This is a genomic window from Ensifer sp., assembly GCF_031989085.1.
Taxonomy (GTDB): Bacteria; Pseudomonadota; Alphaproteobacteria; order Rhizobiales; family Rhizobiaceae; genus Ensifer.
Genome location: NZ_DALZXU010000001.1, coordinates 472,352 through 490,677 on the forward strand (window position 1 = coordinate 472,352; position 18,326 = coordinate 490,677).

The 18,326-nt window shown below is 63.1% G+C and carries 21 protein-coding genes, 1 tRNA gene and 1 riboswitch; of the genes, 12 read left to right on the forward strand and 10 right to left on the reverse strand.

The annotated features are described in order from the left end of the window. Window positions 1-28: 28 nt before the first annotated feature. Together phoU and phoB are read left to right on the forward strand one after the other, a co-directional pair. Window positions 29-742 (forward strand): phosphate signaling complex protein PhoU, encoded by a 714-nt coding sequence (gene phoU, locus RTP54_RS02305; protein WP_112809004.1) that lies wholly within the window; start codon window positions 29-31, stop codon window positions 740-742. A gap of 301 nt (window positions 743-1,043) precedes the next feature. Then, window positions 1,044-1,727, forward strand: coding sequence for a phosphate regulon transcriptional regulator PhoB (gene phoB, locus RTP54_RS02310; RefSeq protein ID WP_025425800.1), 684 nt, complete (start codon window positions 1,044-1,046; stop codon window positions 1,725-1,727). A 69-nt stretch (window positions 1,728-1,796) separates the two neighbouring features. Here the strand turns inward: phoB and RTP54_RS02315 are convergent, their stop codons facing one another. Both RTP54_RS02315 and RTP54_RS02320 read right to left on the reverse strand, forming a co-directional pair. Further along, window positions 1,797-2,321 carry a GcrA family cell cycle regulator gene (locus RTP54_RS02315; protein WP_112809003.1) on the reverse strand — a complete coding sequence of 175 codons (525 nt, stop codon included), beginning with the start codon at window positions 2,319-2,321 and terminating at the stop codon, window positions 1,797-1,799. Between the two features lie 133 nt (window positions 2,322-2,454). Further along, window positions 2,455-2,745: a hypothetical protein gene (locus RTP54_RS02320; RefSeq protein WP_162703475.1), complete on the reverse strand. Its 291-nt coding sequence runs from the start codon at window positions 2,743-2,745 to the stop codon at window positions 2,455-2,457. Between RTP54_RS02320 and RTP54_RS02325 the strand changes: the two genes are divergently transcribed. The 3 genes from RTP54_RS02325 to RTP54_RS02335 all read left to right on the forward strand — a co-directional run bounded on the left by RTP54_RS02325 (window position 2,744) and on the right by RTP54_RS02335 (window position 6,219). Then, entirely contained in the window at window positions 2,744-3,943 is a 1,200-nt protein-coding gene (locus RTP54_RS02325) for an aspartate aminotransferase family protein (RefSeq protein ID WP_112816576.1), read from the forward strand. The two genes, RTP54_RS02320 and RTP54_RS02325, sit on opposite strands and share 2 nt — an antisense overlap. 128 nt (window positions 3,944-4,071) lie before the next feature. Then, the gene (argF, locus tag RTP54_RS02330) at window positions 4,072-4,989 is read left to right on the forward strand and encodes an ornithine carbamoyltransferase (protein ID WP_112809001.1); all 918 of its coding nucleotides are present in this window, start codon (window positions 4,072-4,074) and stop codon (window positions 4,987-4,989) included. A gap of 240 nt (window positions 4,990-5,229) precedes the next feature. Beyond that, a complete protein-coding gene (locus tag RTP54_RS02335) occupies window positions 5,230-6,219 on the forward strand; it encodes an Hsp33 family molecular chaperone (protein WP_112809000.1) in 990 nt (329 codons plus the stop codon). A 104-nt stretch (window positions 6,220-6,323) separates the two neighbouring features. Here the strand turns inward: RTP54_RS02335 and apaG are convergent, their stop codons facing one another. After that, window positions 6,324-6,716 carry a Co2+/Mg2+ efflux protein ApaG gene (gene apaG, locus RTP54_RS02340; RefSeq protein WP_112808999.1) on the reverse strand — a complete coding sequence of 131 codons (393 nt, stop codon included), beginning with the start codon at window positions 6,714-6,716 and terminating at the stop codon, window positions 6,324-6,326. A gap of 112 nt (window positions 6,717-6,828) precedes the next feature. On the opposite strand from apaG, the gene RTP54_RS02345 reads away from it, so the two are divergent. Then, the gene (locus RTP54_RS02345) at window positions 6,829-7,443 is read left to right on the forward strand and encodes a CDP-alcohol phosphatidyltransferase family protein (protein WP_312360650.1); all 615 of its coding nucleotides are present in this window, start codon (window positions 6,829-6,831) and stop codon (window positions 7,441-7,443) included. Between the two features lie 39 nt (window positions 7,444-7,482). On the opposite strand, the gene RTP54_RS02350 is transcribed toward RTP54_RS02345, so the two are convergent. Then, window positions 7,483-8,667: an O-succinylhomoserine sulfhydrylase gene (locus RTP54_RS02350; protein WP_312360652.1), complete on the reverse strand. Its 1,185-nt coding sequence runs from the start codon at window positions 8,665-8,667 to the stop codon at window positions 7,483-7,485. Window positions 8,668-8,711: 44 nt separating this feature from the next. Further along, window positions 8,712-8,790, reverse strand: a riboswitch (SAM riboswitch). Window positions 8,791-8,864: 74 nt separating this feature from the next. Here RTP54_RS02350 and RTP54_RS02355 point away from each other — a divergent pair. The 3 genes from RTP54_RS02355 (at window position 8,865) to RTP54_RS02365 (ending at window position 11,148) form a co-directional block, all read left to right on the forward strand. Beyond that, a complete protein-coding gene (locus RTP54_RS02355) occupies window positions 8,865-9,962 on the forward strand; it encodes a 2'-deoxycytidine 5'-triphosphate deaminase (RefSeq protein ID WP_312360653.1) in 1,098 nt (365 codons plus the stop codon). A gap of 80 nt (window positions 9,963-10,042) precedes the next feature. After that, a tRNA-Gly gene (locus tag RTP54_RS02360) sits at window positions 10,043-10,117 on the forward strand. Window positions 10,118-10,299: 182 nt separating this feature from the next. Next, window positions 10,300-11,148, forward strand: coding sequence for a transporter substrate-binding domain-containing protein (locus RTP54_RS02365; protein WP_312363143.1), 849 nt, complete (start codon window positions 10,300-10,302; stop codon window positions 11,146-11,148). Between the two features lie 39 nt (window positions 11,149-11,187). Here the strand turns inward: RTP54_RS02365 and RTP54_RS02370 are convergent, their stop codons facing one another. The 4 genes from RTP54_RS02370 to RTP54_RS02385 form a co-directional block, all read right to left on the reverse strand. After that, window positions 11,188-12,000 carry a sterol desaturase family protein gene (locus RTP54_RS02370; RefSeq protein WP_312360655.1) on the reverse strand — a complete coding sequence of 271 codons (813 nt, stop codon included), beginning with the start codon at window positions 11,998-12,000 and terminating at the stop codon, window positions 11,188-11,190. A 98-nt stretch (window positions 12,001-12,098) separates the two neighbouring features. Then, window positions 12,099-12,509 carry a tellurite resistance TerB family protein gene (locus RTP54_RS02375; protein WP_112808993.1) on the reverse strand — a complete coding sequence of 137 codons (411 nt, stop codon included), beginning with the start codon at window positions 12,507-12,509 and terminating at the stop codon, window positions 12,099-12,101. Window positions 12,510-12,559: 50 nt separating this feature from the next. Beyond that, window positions 12,560-13,396: a thermonuclease family protein gene (locus tag RTP54_RS02380; RefSeq protein WP_312360658.1), complete on the reverse strand. Its 837-nt coding sequence runs from the start codon at window positions 13,394-13,396 to the stop codon at window positions 12,560-12,562. 13 nt (window positions 13,397-13,409) lie between these two features. Beyond that, a complete protein-coding gene (locus RTP54_RS02385; protein WP_312360661.1) occupies window positions 13,410-14,054 on the reverse strand; it encodes a helix-turn-helix transcriptional regulator in 645 nt (214 codons plus the stop codon). Between the two features lie 182 nt (window positions 14,055-14,236). On the opposite strand from RTP54_RS02385, the gene RTP54_RS02390 reads away from it, so the two are divergent. Beyond that, window positions 14,237-15,325, forward strand: a complete 1,089-nt coding sequence (locus RTP54_RS02390; RefSeq protein ID WP_312360664.1) for a calcium:proton antiporter — start codon at window positions 14,237-14,239, stop codon at window positions 15,323-15,325. 3 nt (window positions 15,326-15,328) lie between these two features. On the opposite strand, the gene RTP54_RS02395 is transcribed toward RTP54_RS02390, so the two are convergent. Further along, window positions 15,329-15,838 carry a winged helix-turn-helix transcriptional regulator gene (locus RTP54_RS02395; RefSeq protein ID WP_112808990.1) on the reverse strand — a complete coding sequence of 170 codons (510 nt, stop codon included), beginning with the start codon at window positions 15,836-15,838 and terminating at the stop codon, window positions 15,329-15,331. Between the two features lie 142 nt (window positions 15,839-15,980). On the opposite strand from RTP54_RS02395, the gene RTP54_RS02400 reads away from it, so the two are divergent. Further along, window positions 15,981-16,454: an SRPBCC family protein gene (locus RTP54_RS02400; RefSeq protein ID WP_312360666.1), complete on the forward strand. Its 474-nt coding sequence runs from the start codon at window positions 15,981-15,983 to the stop codon at window positions 16,452-16,454. An 18-nt stretch (window positions 16,455-16,472) separates the two neighbouring features. On the opposite strand, the gene RTP54_RS02405 is transcribed toward RTP54_RS02400, so the two are convergent. Further along, window positions 16,473-17,054 carry a LysE family translocator gene (locus RTP54_RS02405; RefSeq protein ID WP_112816584.1) on the reverse strand — a complete coding sequence of 194 codons (582 nt, stop codon included), beginning with the start codon at window positions 17,052-17,054 and terminating at the stop codon, window positions 16,473-16,475. Window positions 17,055-17,358: 304 nt separating this feature from the next. On the opposite strand from RTP54_RS02405, the gene RTP54_RS02410 reads away from it, so the two are divergent. After that, window positions 17,359-18,261, forward strand: a complete 903-nt coding sequence (locus RTP54_RS02410; protein ID WP_112808987.1) for a DMT family transporter — start codon at window positions 17,359-17,361, stop codon at window positions 18,259-18,261. Window positions 18,262-18,326 lie beyond the last annotated feature (65 nt).

The window sequence follows — 18,326 nt, forward strand, 5'->3', positions numbered from 1 at the left end:
TTCCTGAACGCGCCCGCAAGGATCAAAGATTATGTCCATGCACATAATGTCCGCCTATGACGAAGAACTGAAATACCTGACGCGCCGCATCTCCGAGATGGGCGGCATTGCCGAGCAGATGGTGGGCGAGTCCGTCCGCGCGCTCGTCAATTCCGATCTCGCGCTGGCGCAGAAGGTCATCTCCGACGACACCATCCTTGATGAAGCCGAGCGCCAGATCGGCGAAAAAGCGATCATCACCATTGCCAAGCGCCAGCCGGTGGCCGCGGACCTGCGCGAAATCATGGGGTCGATCCGCATCGCATCCGATCTGGAGCGCGTCGGCGACCTCGGCAAGAACAACGCCAAGCGCGTGATCGCCGTTGCCGGCTCGGGCATCCCGCGCAAGCTGGCCCGCGGCCTCGAGCATCTGGCCGAGCTTGCGCTGGTGCAGTTGAAGGAAGTGCTCGACGTCTATGCCTCCCGCTCGCCGGAGAAGGCCAACAGCATCCGCGAGCGCGACGAGGAGATCGATGCGATCTACACCTCGCTGTTCCGCGAGCTGCTCACCTACATGATGGAAGATCCGCGCAACATCACGCCCTGCACGCACCTTCTGTTCTGCGCCAAGAACATCGAGCGCATCGGCGACCATGCCACCAACATCGCCGAGACGATCTATTACATGGCGACGGGCGCGCAGCCGGAAGGCGAACGTCCAAAGGACGACAATACGTCGACGCTGGGCGCCGTAAAGGACTAGAGCGCCGTGCGTTCTCAGGAACGCACAAAGGACGCTCCAGCACTTTAATTCTGGAGCATCTTACTGCCCTCGAGTGAAACCACCTGAAGGCAGGATGCTCTGGGCCAGGATAAGTTCGAGTGCCTGCATGTAAACTTCATCCGGTCGCAATTTCGGTTGCGGCCCTGCCTTGTTGCGCCTGTAGCCAACCGTTTTCGCGCATGTCTTTGAAAGCGCGCGGAAGGCTTCAGATGCTGTATGTTCGAGCATCTCCCGGCGTTCGATCGAACACGGGATGCTCTGGGTAAGGAGACGTTACCTGATGCTGCCGAAAATCGCCGTTGTCGAAGACGAAGAGGCCCTGAGCGTCCTCTTGCGATATAACCTTGAAGCCGAGGGCTTCGATGTCGATACGATCCTGCGCGGCGACGAGGCCGAGATCCGCTTGCAAGAGCGCCTGCCGGATCTCCTGATCCTCGACTGGATGCTGCCGGGGGTCTCCGGCATCGAGCTTTGCCGCCGGCTTCGCCAGCGCCCGGAAACCGAGCGACTGCCGATCATCATGCTGACGGCGCGGGGCGAAGAGAGCGAGCGGGTTCGCGGCCTTGCCACCGGCGCCGACGATTATGTCGTCAAGCCGTTCTCTACGCCGGAGCTGATGGCGCGGGTCAAGGCGATGCTGCGCCGTGCCAAGCCGGAGGTTCTCTCGACGCTGCTTCGCTGCGGCGATATCGAGCTCGATCGCGAGACGCACCGTGTGCATCGCCGCACCCGCGAAGTCCGCCTCGGCCCGACGGAATTCCGCCTGCTCGAATTCCTGATGTCGTCGCCGGGCCGGGTGTTTTCGCGCTCGCAGCTGCTGGACGGCGTCTGGGGCCACGATATCTATGTCGACGAGCGCACCGTCGACGTGCATGTCGGCCGCCTGCGCAAGGCGCTGAATTTCTCGAGCATGCCGGATGTGATCCGCACCGTTCGCGGTGCCGGCTACTCGCTCGAAAGCTGAGCCGGCCAATCGGTAGGCAATAAAAAAGGGGCCGGTCGGCCCCTTTTTCTGTACGTGTCTTCGCTCACCTCAGCGTGCGCGGCGGCGCTCGGCGGACGGCTGGTAGGCAAGCCTCGCGTGAAATGTGCAGTAGGGCGAAGCTTCCGGGGAATCGTTGCCGCAGAAATGGAATTCCTCCTTCAGCGGGTCGCCGATCGGCCATTTGCAGGTGCGCTCGGTCAGCTGCGTCAGTTCCAGGCGGCGCGACATCGGCACGACCACATCGGTCTGGACGTGGAAGTCCTGTTCGGCGACGAGATCGACTTCGACCTCTTCCTTGAGGACAAGGGCGCCAGCCGGGCGGGTAACCGTGCGGGTGGTGACGCGCGAGGCGAAGTTCGGGGCGCGCGGCGCCGATGTGGCCGGGCGCGGCTTCGGCCGGGTCGCAGCTGCGGTGCCACCAGCCTTGGCCCTGCCGGGCAGGCTCAGCCGGTGAACCTTGCCGATGACCGCATTGCGGCTGACGCCGCCGAGCTGTGCCGCGATCTGGCTCGCGCTCAGGCCCTCGGACCAAAGCTTCTTCAGTTTCTCCACCCGCTCGTCAGTCCAGTTCATTTCTGCACTCTCCGTTCTCAGCGTTGGCGATGACAGAATCTTTCACCACGCTCCGGCAAGGTTCCGGAGCTGCAACGCGATAACACTTTTGGTGACTAGGTCCGCCGCATGCGTCTAGTAATTGAACGTTAACCTACTGACCGCCGGACTCCGTGGCAAGAGTCCGCGGAATCGCGCCGAATCGATTTCTTGGTTTTCCCCAACTTGCTCGGCGGGCGTTGTATTTTTGCAAGCCCCGCCGAGACGATTTTTTCGTCGCACGGATGAGGGTCGTGCGACCGCACTGCAAGGCTTGGTTTTGTTGACATTGCGCTGCGAAATGGGAATAGTGCCTGCGCCGCCGCAAGGCGGCATTTTTAATTTTTGCCGCGCCCAACATCGCGCGCGGACCGATGCCGATAGCAATGAAGGAGAGGCTCGCCATGACTGCAACCACGCCGCTTTACGACACCTACATGCGTGCGCCGTTGCGTTTCGAGCGAGGAGAGGGCGTCTGGTTGATTGCCGAAGACGGCACGCGCTATCTCGACTTCGCTGCAGGCGTTGCCGTCAATTCGCTCGGTCACGCGCATCCGCATCTGGTCGAGGCGCTGAAGGCGCAGGCCGAGAAGGTCTGGCACCTGTCGAACCTCTATGAGGTTCCGGGCCAGGAGAGCCTGGCGCGCCGGCTGTCGGCCGTGACGTTCGCCGACCGTGTGTTCTTCACCAATTCGGGCGCCGAAGCGCTCGAATGCGCAATCAAGACTGCCCGCCGCTACCATTATGCCAAGGGCAATCCGGAGAAGTTCCACGTCATCACCTTCGAGGGCGCATTCCACGGGCGCACGATCGCCACCGTCGCTGCCGGCGGCCAGCAGAAGTACATCGAAGGTTTTGGCCCGAAGGCGCCTGGTTTCTATCAGGTTCCCTTCGGCGACATCGCAGCCGTCAAGGACGCGATCACCGACGAGACCGCGGCAATCCTGATCGAGCCGATCCAGGGCGAAGGCGGCATCCGCCCGGCCACCAAGGAATTCATGCAGGAGCTGCGCGCGCTTTGCGACGAATTCGGCCTGTTGTTGATCCTCGACGAGGTCCAGACCGGCGTCGGCCGCACCGGCAAGCTCTTCGCCCATGAATGGGCCGGCATCCGCCCGGATATCATGGCTGTCGCCAAGGGTATCGGCGGCGGCTTCCCGCTCGGCGCCTGCCTTGCCACGGAAGAGGCTGCGGCCGGCATGGTTGCCGGTACCCACGGCTCGACCTATGGCGGCAACCCGCTTGGCATGGCGGTCGGCAATGCAGTGCTCGACGTCATCCTCGCTGATGGCTTCCTCGATCATGTCCGCGACGTTTCCCTGGTGTTCCGCCAGGGGCTCGCCTCGCTGCAGGATCGTTTCCCCGATGTGATCGAAGAGATCCGTGGCGACGGGCTTATGCTCGGCATCAAGGCGAAGGGCCCCTCGGCCGATCTCCTGAAGGCGATCCGCGCGGAAAGGCTGCTGGCTGTTCCGGCCGGCGAGAACGTGCTGCGCCTGCTGCCGCCGCTGACCGTGACGGCGGAGGAGGCACGCGAAGGCCTGGCGCGCATCGAGCGCGCGGCCGAAGCCGTCAGAAGCGCGAGCGGCACCGCCGCAGCTTGAGTTTGTGAACCCGAAGATCGGCAGCGATTTTCCCAAGGGTCCATGTGCGAAGCCGAGGCGTCGAAGCATTTCTTCTTCGACCCCCGGCCGTGCTTCAAGGGCCATTCCGAGGACAGGAATTGAGTACGATGGCAGGCACAAGACATTTCATCGATCTTTCGGCCATGACGGCAGCCGATCTCAGGACGATCATCGATGACGCACGGGTTCGAAAGACAGCGACCAAGGCGGGCACCGCCGACAAGCCGCTCGCCGGCAAGATGCTGGCGATGATCTTCGAAAAGCCGTCGACGCGCACCCGCGTCTCCTTCGATGTCGGCATGCGCCAGCTCGGTGGCGAAACGCTGTTTCTCTCGGGCACCGAGATGCAGCTCGGCCGCGCCGAGACCATTGGCGACACGGCCAAGGTGCTGTCGCGCTACGTCGATGCGATCATGATCCGCACCACCGATCATCGCCGGCTTCTCGAACTGGCCGAACATGCGACGGTTCCCGTCATCAACGGCCTCACCGACGACACGCATCCCTGCCAGATCATGGCCGACATCATGACGTTCGAGGAGCATCGCGGGCCGGTGAAGGGCAAGACCATCGCCTGGACCGGCGACGGCAACAATGTGCTGCATTCGCTGATCGAGGGCTCGGCCCGTTTCGGCTACCGCATGAACATGGCGGTGCCGCTCGGCTCGGAGCCGCATGACAAGATCCTCAACTGGGCGCGCAACAATGGCGGCGAGATCCTGCTCTGCCACGAGGCCGAGCAGGCCGTGGCCGGCGCGCACTGCGTCGTCACCGATACCTGGATTTCCATGAACCAGGAGCATCGCGCCCGCGGCCACAACGTCTTCCAGCCTTTCCAGGTCAACGAAGCCTTGATGAAGCATGCCGCATCGGACGCGCTGTTCATGCACTGCCTGCCGGCGCACCGTGGTGAAGAGGTGACCGACGAGGTGATCGATGGTCCTCAGTCGGTGGTGTTCGACGAGGCGGAGAATAGGCTCCATGCGCAGAAGTCGATCATTGCCTGGTGCATGGGTCTCGTCTGAGCGGCGCGTTCGCCCTTGAAATTTCCCGCATGCGACCCGATTTACGCCGCATGCGGGACGCGCCGGTGTGGAAACAGCGGACGCGCCTCGACCATATGCAGCGCATGACTGGCCGGAAAATGCCGCATGCCTGCTGGACAAATCCGTTTACGGCGGGATCAAATAGGATGACGGGCAGGCTGCGCCGGGGGATGTTCATGTCCTCAGCGCGGCCTTCTCCGGTTACGCAAGGAGCTGCAAATGACTGAGATGGCACCCGGACTTGGCGAATTCGATTTTGCCGGTGACGACCATGTCGTGCCCTTCCAGGTGGAGGGCCTCGATGTGCGCGGTCGCGCGGTTCAGCTCGGCCCGATGCTCGACGCGATCCTGGAGCGTCACAACTATCCGCTTCCGGTCGCACGGCTCGTGGCCGAAACGGTGGTGCTGACCGTGCTGCTCGGCACGTCCCTGAAGTTCGAGGGCAAGCTCATCGTCCAGACGAAGAGCGATGGTCCCGTCGATCTCGTCGTTGCCGATTTTGCCACGCCAGACAAGGTGCGGGCCTATGCGCGCTTCAACGAGGAGGCCCTGTCGGAAGCCCTGAAGGACGGCCGCACGCAGTCGCACGAGCTGCTCGGCAAGGGCGTTCTCGCGTTTACCATCGACCAGGGCGCCCATACCCAGCGCTACCAGGGCATCGTCGCGCTTGATGGCGCAACGCTCGAGGAAATCGCTGGCGTCTACTTCCGTCAGTCGGAACAGATCCCGACCAAGGTGCGCCTTGGCGTGGCCGAACTGCTCGACCGCGACGAGAACGGCAAGCCGCGCCATCGCTGGCGTGCCGGCGGCATGGTGGCTCAGTTCTTGCCCGATGCGCCGGAACGCATGCGCCAGCCGGATCTTTCAGGCGGCGACGGCGACGACAATGAGGATTTCTTCGACGAGGACGATCTCTGGGCAGAAGCCAAGGTCATGGTCGAGACGATCGATGCCGACGAGCTGACCGACCCGATGGTCGGCACGGAGCGTCTGCTGTATCGGCTGTTCCACGAGCGTGGCGTTCGCGTCTACGAGCCGCAGGCGGTCTACGATCGCTGCAGCTGCTCGCGCGAGAAGATCCGCTCGGTGCTGACCGGGCTGCATGCCGACGATATCGAGAGCACGATCGAGGATGGCCTGATCAAGGTGACATGCGAGTTCTGCTCGACGACCTATCGCTTCGAGGCGAGCGAAGTCCGCCAGCAGTAAGGCCAGAGCATTTTCAGGAAAAGTGCGAAGCGGTTTTCCGTTCGGAAATGCGCCAGAGCAGACATGTCGAGAGGCGTTTCCGTTCAAATCGGAAACGCCCGATCCTAGTTCAGGGTTCGCACGAGCCCTGGTGAATCGAGCGAGAAGGCGGGGATGGCCACATTGAAGGTGTCTCCGCCTTCCGATTCCATGCTGTAGTGACCGAACATGACGCCCGAGGGCGTGTCGAGTGGGCAGCCGGAAGAATATTCGTAAGTGTCGCCAGGGTTCAGCAACGGCTGTTCGCCGATGACGCCCGGCCCGCTGACTTCGTCCACCTGGCCGTTTTCGTCTGTGATGTGCCAGTAGCGCGTCATCAGTCGCACCGTCTCGGCCGAATGGTTGGCAATGACGATGCGGTAGCCCCAGACATAGCGGCTGTCATCCGGATCAGATTGCTCTTCCAGATAATACGGCTCCACCGTAACTTCTATGTCGCGTGTGAGCGCGCGATACATGGGCAACGACCTTCTTTCCAGTCTTTCAGGGTATTCTACAGCAAGATGGTTTCGTCAAGAATAACGGCAGGATTGCATGCGCGCTTGACCAGGATGCGGGAAGGCGGAGCCGATGCTTGACGGATCAGTGAGGAAACATCTGGACCCGATGCTGGATCGCCTGGGTCGGAAACTCGCGCGCGCGGGTGTCGGCGCCAATGCCGTGACGGTCGCCGGTCTCCTCTTCGGCCTCGTTGCCGCCGGCCTGATTGCCGGGCAATTCTATCTTGCGGGCGGTGTTTTTATCGTCGTCAGCCGGCTTTGCGACGGTCTGGATGGCGCCGTGGCGCGGGCGACGCGCAAGACCGATTTCGGCGGCTTTCTCGATATCGTGCTCGACTTCGTCTTTTACGGCGCGGTGCCCCTCGGCTTCATTCTCGCCGACCCGCAGGCGAATGGTCTTTCCGGTGGCCTGCTGCTCTTTTCGTTCTACGTCAACGGATCGAGTTTTCTCGCCTATGCGATCATGGCCGAGAAGCGATCGATGACGACGGAGGTGCGGGGGGAGAAGTCGCTCTTCTTCACCACGGGACTTGCGGAGGCAACCGAGACGATCGCCGTCTTCCTGGCCTTCTGCCTGTTCCCAGCAGCGTTTTCGGTTCTGGCGGCAGCGTTTGCCGGCATCTGCCTCTACACCGCGCTGTCGCGGATCATGCTGGCGCGCCGGCACTTCATCGACCGGCAGTAACGGCCGCCTGAAAGCAGGCGGCCGCTTGGTCTTCGTGGATCAGGCCTTCACGCCCTTCAGCGCCCGGGCGAAATCCTCGACGATGTCGTCGCTGTCTTCGATGCCGGCCGAGAAGCGCACGGTGCCGGCGGAAATGCCAAGCTCTTCGCGGGCTTCGTCCGTCAGGTTCTTGTGCGTCGTCGTCGCCGGATGCGTGATCAGGCTCTTGCTGTCGCCGAGATTGTTGGAGATGCGAGCGATCTGCAGCGCATTCTGCAGCGCGAAGGCCGCCTCCTTGCCGCCCTTGAGTTCGAAGGCAACGAGGGTCGATCCGCCGGTCATCTGCTTGGCGATGATGTCGGCCTGCGGATGGTCCTTGCGGCCCGGATAGATGACCTTGGCGACCTCAGGCTGCTCTGCCAGGAAGTCGGCGACGCGGCGCGCGGTTTCCGTCTGCTGTTTGACGCGCAGCGGCAGGGTCTCGATCCCCTTCAGCAATGTCCAGGCGTTGAACGGCGACATCGCCGGGCCGGTGTGGCGGAAGTAGTCGTGCAGGTGCTCGTTGATCCAGTCCTTGTCGGACAGAACCACGCCGCCGAGGCACCGGCCCTGGCCGTCGATATGCTTGGTGGCGGAGTAGACCACGATATGGGCGCCGAGTTCGAGCGGCTTCTGGAAAAGCGGCGTGGCGAAGACGTTGTCGACCACCACCTTGGCACCGATCTGGTTGGCCAGTTTGGCGACGCCGGCGATGTCGATGACTTCAAGCGTCGGGTTGGTCGGGCTTTCCAGGAAGAAGACCTTGGTGTTCTTCTGGATCGCCTTTTCCCAGTTTGCGAGATCGCGGCCGTCGACCAGCGTGCATTCGATGCCGTATTTCGGCGCCAGCGTCTCGACCACCCAGCGGCAGGAGCCGAAGAGGGCGCGCGCGGCAACGATATGGTCGCCGGCCTTCAACTGGCAGAGAACGGCGGCGGTGACTGCAGCCATGCCGGATGCCGTGGCGCGCGCGTCTTCGGCACCTTCCAGCATGCACATGCGCTTTTCGAACATGTCGTTGGTGGGGCTGCCGTAACGGGCGTAGATGAAGCCGTCGGTTTCACCCTTGAAGCGCGCTTCGGCGGCTTCCGATGTGTCGTAGACGAAGCCCTGGGTGAGGAAGATCGCCTCGGACGTCTCGCCGTGCTGGGAGCGGGTCGTTCCGCCGTGGACGAGTTGGGTTGCCGGGCGCCAGTTTTTGCTCATGTGACGATCACCTTCAAAAACAAAAAAACCGGCCGCGTGAAGGGCCGGTTTGATACCCGGCCTTTTTAGCTACTTGTTTAACGTGGCTGCAAGCCGACCGGCCAAATCACCACGGGATAAAGCTCCAATACTGCCTGGGTGCGCTTGCGTCAATTCCTGGAGTTTGGTTTTGTCTCGCAACTGAAAAGAGGATCGAAATGGGCCGCGAGACTGGGATTTTGGCCGACCGCGCCATTGCCGCGCTGTTTGAAACCGGGCGCTTGAAGAGCGAGAAGGCGCTGGATGCCGACCAGATCCAGCCGGCAAGCCTCGATCTGCGCCTTGGCGCCAAGGCATTTCGCGTGCGCGCGAGCTTCATGCCGGGGCCGGCGCATCTCGTTGCCGACAAGCTCGACCGGCTGAAGCTGCATGTCGTGGATCTGTCCGAGGGCGCCGTTCTCGAGACCGGCTGCGTCTATATCGTGCCGCTGATGGAAAGCCTGGACCTGCCGGAAAACATGTCGGCTTCGGCCAACCCGAAGAGCTCGACCGGCCGCCTCGATATCTTCACCCGCGTCATCACCGACCGCGCCCAGGAGTTCGACAAGATCCCTGCAGGGTATCGCGGTCCGCTCTATCTCGAAATCAGCCCGCGCACCTTCCCGATCGTCGTTCGGCGCGGCTCGCGTCTGTCGCAGATCCGCTTCCGCACCGGCCAGTCGCTGCTCTCCGAACAGGAGCTCCTGTCATTGCACGAAAGTGACATGCTGGTCGCAAGCGAAAAGCCCAATGTCAGCGGCGGCGGCATCGCGCTGTCGATCGACCTCAAGGGAACCGGCCCGGACGGGCTGATCGGCTATCGCGGCAAGCACCACACCGCGGTCGTCGACGTTGACAAGAAGGCACAGCACGCCGTCTTCGATTTCTGGGAACCGCTCTATAGCCGCGGCCGCGACGAGCTGATCCTCGATCCCGATGAATTCTACATCCTGGTATCGCGCGAGGCGGTGCACGTTCCGCCGCTTTACGCAGCGGAGATGACGCCGTTCGATCCGCTGGTCGGCGAATTCCGCGTGCACTATGCCGGTTTCTTTGATCCGGGCTTCGGCCATGCCTCTGCCGGCGGCAGCGGCAGCCGCGCCGTGCTCGAGGTGCGCAGCCACGAGGTTCCTTTCATCCTCGAACACGGCCAGATCGTCGGCCGGCTGGTTTATGAGCACATGCTGGAGCGGCCGGATGGGCTCTACGGCCTCGGTCTCGGTTCCAATTATCAGGCGCAGGGCCTCAAACTCTCCAAGCATTTCCACGCGGAGTAACAGAAAAAACGCCGTTGCGCGGCAACGCGGCGCAACGGTCCTTGACAGATGCATGCGGTTGAGGAAGTTTCCGAAACGCTGCGGGTGTAGTTCAGTGGTAGAACGCCAGCTTCCCAAGCTTGATGTCGTCGGTTCGATCCCGATCACCCGCTCCACTCTTCCTTCGCTATCGCCCGCGAGGCTTCAGTCCGGCACGGCCGCCAGGCAGGGCGCGAACGCCGCGGCGCTGAAGCCAGTAGCCAGCCCGGCCGCATCCGGCTAATCTTGGCGCACTCATGAATCATTTGCGGCCTTTCAGGCCGCACGATATCCCGAAGAGACGCGCTCGCCCTTGCCCATGAAAATCCACCGACTGCTGGCCCTCTGCGTCTATCTGATCGCCGCGCCGCTTGCTGCCCAGCCCGATGCCGGCCAGCCGAAGGATCTGCCCAATCTGTTCGACGCGCGCGAGCGCATCGCCAAGCCGGATCTGACCGGGTTGGCACGGCTGAGGTTCTTGACAACGGTTGATTTTCCGCCGTTCAATTTCATCGACCAGTCGGGCAGGCTTTCAGGTTTTCATGTGGATCTCGTGCGCGAAATCTGCCGCGAACTCGACATTGAAGCCAAGTGCCAGATCCAGGCCGTGACCTATGCCGAGCTGCTCCCGGCGCTGGAAGAAGGGCAGGGCGAGGCGGTCGCCGCCGGCATCGCCGTCAGTCCGGAACTGCGCCAGCGCTTCGGCTTTTCCAGGCCGTTCATGCGGCTTCCGGCGCGCTTTGCGATCAACACGAAGGCAGCAGGCGCCGTCGCCAATCCAGCCGGCCTGAAGGGCAAGTCGGTCGGCGTCGTTTCCGGCACCACCCATGAGGTGATGTTCAGGGCGTTCTTCCCGAAGCTCGAAGCCAAGGTCTTTCAGGATCGCGATCAGATGCTGGCAGCGCTTGGGAAGGGCGAGGTGGCGGCGGTCTTTTCCGACGGCATGCAGCTTTCCTTCTGGGTGTCGGGCAGTGCTGCGGCGGGGTGCTGCGCGCTTGTCGATGGCGCCTATTTCTCGCAGCGCTTTCTCGGCGAGGGACTGACGATCATGAACCGCAAGGCCGAACCGGCTCTGACGCAGGCGATCGATCATGCCCTGCTGGCGCTGTCGCGCAGCGGGCGGCTCGACGAGATCTACCTGCGCTACTTCCCGAACGGCATCTATTGAGGCCTGCCTGTCGTCCGCGCTAAACCGATGCGCAGTTGATCAATCCCGCCGGAACGGCAGAAGCAGCGACCAGATAAGCTTCGTCGGCTCGCTGCGGCCATAGGTCGTGAGCCCCGTTTCGATGGAGTTCTCGCCCCGCCGTGGCCGGTCCGTATAGGTGGCAAACAGCCGGTCCCAGATCGCCAGGTTGAAGCCGTAGTTCGAATCCGTCTCCGAGCGCTCGGTCGAATGATGGATGCGATGCATGTCGGGCGTCACGATCCATGGCCGCAATGCCCGGTCGAGGCGCGGCGGCAGCCGCAGATTGGCATGGTTGAACATGGCGGCGGCATTCAGCACGATCTCGAACAAGAGCACGGCTGCGGCAGGCGCGCCGAGCGTGACGATGACGGCGATCTTCCAGATCATCGAGACGACGATCTCCAGCGGATGAAACCGCAAGGCGGTGGTCAGATCGACGCCCGGATCGGCGTGATGAACCCGGTGCATCCGCCAGAAGAACGGCACCTTGTGAAAGACGACGTGCTCAAGCCAGATGGCGAAATCGAGCACGACGAAGGCGATCACACCGGCGACAACAGGGGGAATGCCCAGGGCCGGCAGCAGGCCGTAGCCTCGTGCCTGCGCCCACAGTGCTGCCCCCGTAGCCGCAGCCGGAAAGATCAGCCGCAGACAGAGCGACGAGAGCACGAGGATGGAAAGGTTGGTGAACCAGCGCCGGGCCTTCAGCGCCTTGCGCAATTCCGGCCGCTCCAGCCGCGGATGCCAAAGCTCGAGCATTGCCATGGCGGCGAAGACCGAGAGAAAGGCCGCAAGGCGCCACAGGGGCTCTGTCACGCCGAAAAGCTGCATGCGTCGTGCCTCGCTATCATTTTCCCGCGCAGCGATAGCATGGGCCGCCAACCCCACGCCAAGACACGTTGACGTGAGGTGACGCGATCGGTCAGCCGTTACCGGCGGAAGCGGGCGAGAGCGCCGCGCTCGATTGCGGCACAGGTCAGCTTGTCGAGGCCGAACCGGTCGCGCAGCAGCTGCAGCAAACGGATCTCCTCGTTGCGGATGCGCTGGTCGGCGGCCGCGATCTCGACCGCAAGCGCATAGGCCGTTTCATGCAGCCGCTCCGGCAGCGCCTCGCGCACGATCTCAAGCACGATGTCGAGGCCCTCGGGCGCCGCCAGCTGAGCCGCGCATTCGTGGCCGACCCGCACGAGCTGGTCTTCGTCGAAACCCTCGAAGGCGGGAAGGAACTGCACGAGCCTGCCGATGCGCGCGAACTCGTCGTCGCTCATCTCGCGGTCGACGGCCGACATCATCACCATGACATAGACAAGGGCTTCGTGCTGGCTGAGGCTTGCGGGCATCGGGACTTTCCGGAACGTGTTTGCGAAGAACTGGTGTGTTTGGCCGTTCCTTACAAGTCCGGTGCCGGTTCGTCCATCGTTGCAGCCGCGCTCGGATCGTCGAACGGCATCGGCGTCCGGCGAAAATCGCGCGGATCGTCGCCGTAAAAGCCGAGCTTTGCCTGGCGCGCCGTTTCGGCCTGTTGCTCGAGCGGCGAGCCCGGTGACGGCGTCGCCCAGCCGTTGGCCACCAGCCAGGCTGCCGGGTCCTGGCCTCCGACGGTGCATTGCGCGGTGACGGTCTCGCCTGTACCGCCCGCCGGAATATCGCAGCTGACGGCGCGGGCCCGCAGGAAATTGCGAAACGCGGTGCGGGCAACCATGCCGCAAGGCCAGCTTTTTCCGCCGCTTTCGCAGATCCGTTCCGCGGTCTCCGGTTCGATGCCGTCGAGCTGCAGCGTCACCTTGTCGAAGCGGATGAGGCCGGCGGCGAGCGCTACCGGTTGCCGCAGAACCGTCGGTTCCCTCGGCTTCGACGCGCCGGTGTCCGCGCCCGACAGCGGCTGCCGCGGCTCTATGCGTTCGAGGGGCTTCGTCGTGACATCGTCGGGCAGGCCGAATTGCTGAGGTTCGATGGTTCGAGCCGTGGTCTCGGTCGAATGAGCGCCGCCCTGGCTCGGGACACCAGCTGGCGTCGTGTCGCTTGCCTGAGGGTCGGTCATGTCGAACGGCACGTCCTCGGGCTCCAGCGAAGGCTCCGTTTCTGCCATGTCAGGCGTTTCCAGCACGAAGTCCGGCGTCGCGGCGCTTTGCCGGTCCCGGATGGTCGCCGCACCCGCAAAGAGGATGCCAGTATAAAGCGCCAAGGCGGCAATTCCGCCTGCAAGAGTGACCAGTTTCTGCCGCATCAGGAAAGATGTCCTATTGGCTGGCCCAGATGATCCGGGCGATCCATTCGACTTCGCTCATCTCGAAACTCCGGTTGGGATGGTCCTGGTTGAGCGAAAGCAGTTCGATGTTGCGCGGCGTATGCCGCATCAGGACTTTAGCCATGACCTCGCCTTCGCGGGTCTTGACCACGACGCGGTCGCCGCGACGGACCTGCGCGCCGGGATCGACGATCAGCACGTCGCCGTCGCGATAGAGCGGCAGCATGCTGTCGCCCTGGATCTCGAGCGCATAGATGCCGGCGCGTCGCTCGGCCCCGGCCGGAAAGTCGACGACATCCCAGCCTTGTCCGGCGGGAAAGCCGCCGTCGTCGAAAAAACCGCCGGCGCCGGCCTGGGCAAACCCGATCAGGGGAATGACGCCCTTGTAAGGCTCGCCGCGGCTCGCGTCCGACCGCATCAGCGCCATGAACTGGTCGATCGTGGCGCCGGTCGCGTCCAGCACCTTGGCGATCGATTCCGTCGACGGCCAGCGTTCGCGGCCATCGGCCGACTGGCGCTTGGATTTGTTGAAGGATGTCGGGTCGAGCCCGGCGCGGCGCGCAAGCCCTGATGGCGAGAGTTGATGGCGCTCGGCCAGGGCGTCGATGGCGTGCCAGATGGTGTTGTGCGACAGCATGAATGTCAGGTCCGGGCAGGTGAGCGACGGCTGCAATGCCTTTGTTGGCCAGTAGATTAACCAAGCATGCCCGGATGGTAAAGAACAGGGAGGAAAATAATCCTTGTGCTCTGTGATTGAAATTGGTCTTCCTGCTTCTATAGTCCTTGGCGTTGCTTGAGTTTGACCGGCGAGGGGCTGATGTGTTGGCGGTGTTGAAATCCGAACGTCTGCTGCTTGCCGCTTTCCTTGCCGCGATCGCCGGTTTTGTGCTGGAACATCATGTGCTCGAAATGGGGCAGGCCGCTTCGCTCGCCGGGGCGGCGGCGCTGGTGGCGGCAATCGTGCTGGCATCGATGCGGGTCGCCCATCACGCCGAAGTGCTGGCAGCCAAGGTCGGCGATCCCTATGGCACGATGATCCTGACGCTCTCGGCAGTGCTGGTCGAAGTGATCATCCTGGCGATCATGATGACCGGCGAAAGCTCGCCGACGCTGGTGCGCGATACGATCTATTCCGCCGTGATGCTCGATATCAACGGCATACTCGGCCTGGCCGCGCTGCTTGGCGGGCTGAAGCATGGCGAACAGCCCTATAACGACGACTCCGCCCGCACCTACAGCGTCATGATCCTGACGGCGATGGGGATCTCCATGGTCGTGCCGGAATTCGTGCCCGCTCAGAAATGGCATTTCTATTCCGCCTTCACCATCGGCGCGATGATCGTGCTCTACACCCTGTTCCTGCGCATGCAGGTGGGGGTGCACAGCTACTTCTTCAGCTACAGTTACCCGCGCGGGACTGGCGATCGGGCCGAGATTGCCGACGAACCGGATGAGCCGGTGCTGCGATCGATCGCGACGCTCCTGGTCGGCGTGGTGCTGATCGGCGCGCTCGCCGAAATCATGTCGGGGCTTCTGACCCCAGGCCTGAAAGGCACAGGCGCGCCGCCGGCGATCGCCGCCATCGTCGTTGCCGCCATCTCGGCCTCGCCGGAGATCATGACGGCGATGCGGGCAGCCCTTGCCAACCGCATGCAGGCGGTCGTCAACATCGCGCTCGGCGCTTCGCTGTCGACCGTCATCCTGACCGTTCCGGTGATGGAGGCAATAGCACTCTACACCGGGCAGCCCTTCATCATGGCGATGTCGCCGGTGCAGACGGTGATGGTGGCGATCACGCTGATCGTCGCGGCAATCAACCTCAACGACGGCCAGACCAACGCCATCGAGGGCATGACCCATTTCGTGCTGTTTGCCACCTTCGTCATGCTGTCGGTGATCGGCCTCTAGCCCTCAGGCGACGGCACTTTCCCGGGATTTCCGGGCGACGACATCTTCATAGGCGGCCTGAAGGGTGGCGCGCACGCGCGGCGGGCCGTCGAGGGCCAGGCCCAGATGTTCGTGGCGAAGCTCATCCATGAAGCGGTCCCAAAGTTCCGGCCCGCCCGCTTCCATCAGTTCGGCGCGAATGCTGAGTTCCTCGCTGACCGGAAGGTATCGCCGCCCCCATGCGCCCAGATGCGCCATGATCGGCACCAGCGCGATGGTCATTTCGGCGAGGCTGTAGATGGCTTTCTGCTTGTGCGTCGGGTCGTCGGCCTTGGTCAGCATTCCCTGCTCGACCAGCATCTTCAGCCGATCCGCCAGGATGTTGGAGGATATGCCTTCCTGCGAGCGCAGCAGCTCACGAAAATGCCGTTTGCCGCCGAATATCATGTCGCGAATGATCAGCAGGCTCCATTTGTCGCCAAAAACCTCCAGCGAGAGATTGATCGGGCAACCCGAGCGGTGATCGTCTTTCATTGGGACCTCTTCAAAACCGCTTGCATTATCGCAGCAGTGAAATTAACTTGCAACTGCTCTTGAAATGAAAGCAGTTACGGCGACTGCAGTCGGTGGATCGCCGGTGCCAGACCCTCAAGACGAGATCGAGGAGGAGACGATCATGAGCGACAATTCCGTGGAACATGCGAGTTTCACCATCGAACGGGTTTTCAAGGCGACGCCCGAGCAGGTGTTTCGCGCCTTCGCCGATCCGGCAGCGCATGATCGCTGGTTCGTCAGGGCCGACGGCTGGCCCATCGCCGAATACAGCCACGACTTCCGCGTCGGCGGGCGCGAGGCCGGCCGGTTCAGCAAGGACGGCAAGACCATCTATTTCAACGACACGGTCTATCTCGACATCGTCGAAAACCGGCGCATCATTTCGGCCTATACGATGGCGGAAAACGAAAGGCGGATTTCCGCTTCGGTCGCAACGGTCGACATCCAGCCACACGGCACCGGCACGCGCATCGTCTATACCGAACAGGCGGCCTTCCTCGACGGTCTCGACAAGGTCGAATATCGCCGCCAGGGATGGGAAGAGTTGATTGCGGCGCTTGGCGCCGAGCTGGGGGAGGCCGCAGCTGCGGCCTGATCCGCTTGGCGGCCGGCGTCAGGCGAGTGCTGCCAGTGCACTTCCGGCAATGCCGAAGGAGAAGATTGCGAGGCAGACGGCGGCAATGCGGCGCGGCAAGATCGACGTGCGTGCGCCGCGCGAGAGCTGAACGAGCATCGCTCCAGCGCCGATCCACAGCGAACCGCCGATAACGACGAGCAGCGAAAATCCGCCGATCCAGGGCAGCGTCGCCGCAAGGCCCGTCTGCGGCAAGAGCACAAGCGCCACGATCAGCGCCTTCGGATTGAGCAGCGTCGTTACGAACACCTGCCGAATGGAGATGTCGGTCGACGTCCGGCCGTCGTCGCCGGTGGTCCAGAGTGCGTAGGCAAGGAAGAATACCCAGCAGGCGGCGGCGACCCTGAGCGCCAGCCCGATCTGCGGGTGGGCCGCCAGGAACGGCGCGAGCAGCGCCACGGCGGGAATGATCACCGAGAGATAGCCGCCGAGTTCGCCAAGCAGCAGCGGCGTCGAACGCCTGAAACCGACAGATGCGCCCGAAAGCCATAGCAGCGTGTTGGTCGGGCCGGGCGTGGCCAGGAGCAGGAGGGCGGCGAGGCTAAAGGCGAGCGGCTGCATCGTTGAAGGTCCGGTTTCGCGTCCGTATTGTCGTCATCTACAGCATCGCGCATCGATCTGCACGCAGGCCCGTTGTCGCGGGGACTGAGGAAATCGGCACGACACCAGGGGCGGCCGGCCCCGTTGCGCCCTCTCTAGCGGCGAAATCGGCCCGATGTCTTGATCTCCATCAAGCCCTGGCCGTTGCGCCACACCAAGATTTCGCCACAGCGCGGCCAGCCTACAGCTCTTCCACCGGAGGCGGCGGCGCGCTATCAGACGGGCGCTGCCGCCTTCTCCCTCCCGGCCGCCTTCGGGGCTTTCCATGAACAAGACAGTGCTTTCCGGCATCGTGATGACGACGTTTTCCTATTTCCTGTTCTCGCTGCAGGATGCGTCGGTCAAATGGCTGGTGGTCGGTTACTCCGTCTGGCAGATCCTGTTCACCCGCAGCATCACCATTCTTCTCCTGTGCCTGGTGATCGGCCGGGCCCCGTTGGTGCGTCGCGCGATCTCGTCGCCGGTGATCAAGCCGTTGTTCGTGCGCAACCTTTTGTTGCTTGCCGCTTGGCTTGCCTATTTCAACGCCGCCCGCGATCTCGGCCTTGCCGAAATGACCACGCTCTATTACGCCGCGCCGATCGTGGTGACGCTGCTCGCCGTCCCGGTCCTGAAGGAAGACGTGCCGCCGATCCGCTGGTTCGCGGTGCTGCTCGGTTTCATCGGCGTGCTGATCGCCTGCGATCCGCTCGGAACCGGCATGAAGCTGTCGCTTCCGGTCTTCCTGGCGCTGATGGCCGCCGTCTTCTGGGCGATTGGCACGGTGATGCTGCGCAAGACCGCCCTGCAGGAAACGACGCTGACGCAGATGACGATCTCCAACGTCTTCTTTATCGGCATGACCGGTGTTGCCGTCGGCTTCTTCTGGACGCCGCCGGCGCTGTTCGACCTCGCGCTGATGGCGGGCACCGGCATCATTGCCGGCGTCGGGCAATATGCGATGTTCGAAGGCATGCGCCGGGCACCGATCTCGGTGATCGCGCCGTTCGAATACACCTCGCTCGTCTGGGCCTTCGGCCTTGGCTTCCTGATCTGGGGCGATATTCCCGCCACCAACGTCTTTGCCGGCGCCGGCCTGATCTTTGTCGCAGGCGTGACGATCATCGTCGGCGAGCGTCTAGCACATCGCCGGACCATTGCCGTTCAGGGCGCAGGCCCTCAGGGGTAACGGTCGGCTGTTGCGGGTCCAGGCAACGCTGGTGTGCAGACAGGACGGCAACAGCCTCGGCTCCA

Excerpts from the sequence above, each read along its gene's own strand:
- phoB (WP_025425800.1), top strand. The coding sequence starts at position 1,044 with ATGCTGCCGAAAATCGCCGTTGTCGAAGACGAAGAGGCCCTGAGCGTC.
- RTP54_RS02315 (WP_112809003.1), bottom strand. The coding sequence starts at position 2,321 with ATGAACTGGACTGACGAGCGGGTGGAGAAACTGAAGAAGCTTTGGTCC.
- RTP54_RS02325 (WP_112816576.1), top strand. The coding sequence starts at position 2,744 with ATGACTGCAACCACGCCGCTTTACGACACCTACATGCGTGCGCCGTTG.
- RTP54_RS02320 (WP_162703475.1), bottom strand. The coding sequence starts at position 2,745 with ATGGCGAGCCTCTCCTTCATTGCTATCGGCATCGGTCCGCGCGCGATG.
- argF (WP_112809001.1), top strand. The coding sequence starts at position 4,072 with ATGGCAGGCACAAGACATTTCATCGATCTTTCGGCCATGACGGCAGCC.
- RTP54_RS02335 (WP_112809000.1), top strand. The coding sequence starts at position 5,230 with ATGACTGAGATGGCACCCGGACTTGGCGAATTCGATTTTGCCGGTGAC.
- apaG (WP_112808999.1), bottom strand. The coding sequence starts at position 6,716 with ATGTATCGCGCGCTCACACGCGACATAGAAGTTACGGTGGAGCCGTAT.
- RTP54_RS02345 (WP_312360650.1), top strand. The coding sequence starts at position 6,829 with ATGCTTGACGGATCAGTGAGGAAACATCTGGACCCGATGCTGGATCGC.
- RTP54_RS02350 (WP_312360652.1), bottom strand. The coding sequence starts at position 8,667 with ATGAGCAAAAACTGGCGCCCGGCAACCCAACTCGTCCACGGCGGAACG.
- RTP54_RS02355 (WP_312360653.1), top strand. The coding sequence starts at position 8,865 with ATGGGCCGCGAGACTGGGATTTTGGCCGACCGCGCCATTGCCGCGCTG.
- RTP54_RS02365 (WP_312363143.1), top strand. The coding sequence starts at position 10,300 with ATGAAAATCCACCGACTGCTGGCCCTCTGCGTCTATCTGATCGCCGCG.
- RTP54_RS02370 (WP_312360655.1), bottom strand. The coding sequence starts at position 12,000 with ATGCAGCTTTTCGGCGTGACAGAGCCCCTGTGGCGCCTTGCGGCCTTT.
- RTP54_RS02375 (WP_112808993.1), bottom strand. The coding sequence starts at position 12,509 with ATGCCCGCAAGCCTCAGCCAGCACGAAGCCCTTGTCTATGTCATGGTG.
- RTP54_RS02380 (WP_312360658.1), bottom strand. The coding sequence starts at position 13,396 with ATGCGGCAGAAACTGGTCACTCTTGCAGGCGGAATTGCCGCCTTGGCG.
- RTP54_RS02385 (WP_312360661.1), bottom strand. The coding sequence starts at position 14,054 with ATGCTGTCGCACAACACCATCTGGCACGCCATCGACGCCCTGGCCGAG.
- RTP54_RS02395 (WP_112808990.1), bottom strand. The coding sequence starts at position 15,838 with ATGAAAGACGATCACCGCTCGGGTTGCCCGATCAATCTCTCGCTGGAG.
- RTP54_RS02400 (WP_312360666.1), top strand. The coding sequence starts at position 15,981 with ATGAGCGACAATTCCGTGGAACATGCGAGTTTCACCATCGAACGGGTT.
- RTP54_RS02405 (WP_112816584.1), bottom strand. The coding sequence starts at position 17,054 with ATGCAGCCGCTCGCCTTTAGCCTCGCCGCCCTCCTGCTCCTGGCCACG.
- RTP54_RS02410 (WP_112808987.1), top strand. The coding sequence starts at position 17,359 with ATGAACAAGACAGTGCTTTCCGGCATCGTGATGACGACGTTTTCCTAT.